Source organism: Streptomyces sp. WM4235, assembly GCF_001279725.1.
Taxonomy (GTDB): Bacteria; Actinomycetota; Actinomycetes; order Streptomycetales; family Streptomycetaceae; genus Streptomyces.
In genome coordinates this window covers 1-1,460 of record NZ_LGDE01000177.1, presented here as the reverse complement: position 1 = coordinate 1,460, position 1,460 = coordinate 1, and the positions used below count along the sequence as shown (strand labels likewise).

At 69.9% G+C, this 1,460-nt stretch carries 2 protein-coding genes; one reads left to right on the top strand and one right to left on the bottom strand.

What is annotated here, in order from left to right; translation table 11 throughout:
- Positions 1-595, top strand: a 595-nt coding sequence (locus ADK55_RS14810) for an ATP-binding protein (RefSeq protein ID WP_159041396.1), incomplete at its 5' end; no start/stop codon positions are given.
- Positions 596-624: 29 nt separating this feature from the next.
- Here ADK55_RS14810 and ADK55_RS14805 read toward each other — a convergent pair.
- Positions 625-1,197 (bottom strand): TetR/AcrR family transcriptional regulator, encoded by a 573-nt coding sequence (locus ADK55_RS14805; protein WP_053678870.1) that lies wholly within the window; start codon positions 1,195-1,197, stop codon positions 625-627.
- Between the last annotated feature and the right edge of the window lie 263 nt (positions 1,198-1,460).

Below are 1,460 nucleotides of genomic sequence, written 5' to 3'. Positions count from 1 at the left end.
GCTCTACACCGACGGGCTCGTCGAAACGCCGGGCAGCGACATCGAGGAGCAACTCGATCGTCTGGCAACGGCATTGGGAAAGACTTTCGCCAACACCGATGACCTCGAAACGATGGCCGACTCCCTCCTGGGCGAGATGCTGCCGGACGCCGACGACAACGCGGACGACGTCACCCTGCTCCTCGTGCACATCCCCGACATGCCGGTGACCTCGCAGAGCGTGGTACTGGCCCCACAGCCGAGCAGCGTCGGCGAGGGCCGGCGCTTCCTGCGTTCCACCCTCGCCCGGTGGGGGAACGTGGACGACCAACTGTGCGAGACGGCCTGTCTGCTCGCGTCCGAGCTGCTCTCCAACGCGGTCAACCACGGTTGCGGCCCCATCCGGCTGAGACTGCGTCACGCGGGCAGGGAACTCAGCGTCGAGGTGTGCGACGGCAGCCCCGTCCTTCCACAGGCACGGTTCGCTTCGTCCGACGCGGAATCCGGACGGGGCCTGCTCCTCGTGGACTCGCTCGCCGAAGCCTGGGGCACGCTCCCGACGGCCGAGGGGAAGGCCGTCTGGTTCTCCCTGCCCCTCCCGCGCCCGCGTCGCTGAACCTGTCGTGCGAACTCTGACGACGGGGTCTAGGGAGACTGCGTCGGGGTGAACTTCGTGAGGACCAACAGGGCGTCGACGAGGTCGGCGGCCGGGGCGCCGGTGGCCAGACGGCGCAGCTGCTGCCCGAAGACCAGGGCGACGGCCACGCCCGCCAGGCGTTCGGGGTCCGGCACACCGAGGAGGGTCAGGATCCGGGCGGCCAGGAGGTCGTAGGCGGCGAAGCACTCGGTCGCCGCTGCTCGCAGCCGTTCGTCGCGGCCGGCCTGCACGTACAGCTCGAAGGGCGCGATGTGTCGACTGTCGAAGGCGTTGCCGCCCGCGACCTGCGCGACGACCTCGGCCGCCTGCCCGATGTCGAAGGACTCGTCGGAGCACGAGTCGGCGAGCGCCGTGAAATGCCGGGTCTCCTCGGCCACGAAGTGCAGCAGGCTCTCCCGCAACAGCTCGTGCTGCGTGGCGAAGTGGTAGGTGACCGAACCGAGGGAGACCCCGGCCTCCCTGGCGATCCGCCGATTGGTGACGGCGGCGATGCCGTCCTGCCCGATGATCCGCAGTACGGCGTCGATGATGCTCTGGCGGGTGTCGGAAGCACGGGGCATGTCGACATTCTGCCGCATCGGGCGGTACGGCGGCCGGGCGGCGATCCGGGCGGTCGTCCGGGCGGCCGTCCGGGGACCGAGGCGACGTGAAGGACGTGTCCGTGCGGCCCTGACCGAGCGGTCAGGGGCCGACCACGTCCTCCCCTCGCCCTCTTCGCCCCTGTGGGGTTACTTGGCGCCGAGGCCGGCGTCGGAGACCTCGGGCTTGCCGGCGGTCTTGAGGACCTTGTTGAGGAGTTTCAGGTCGTAGATGCCGGTGAGGT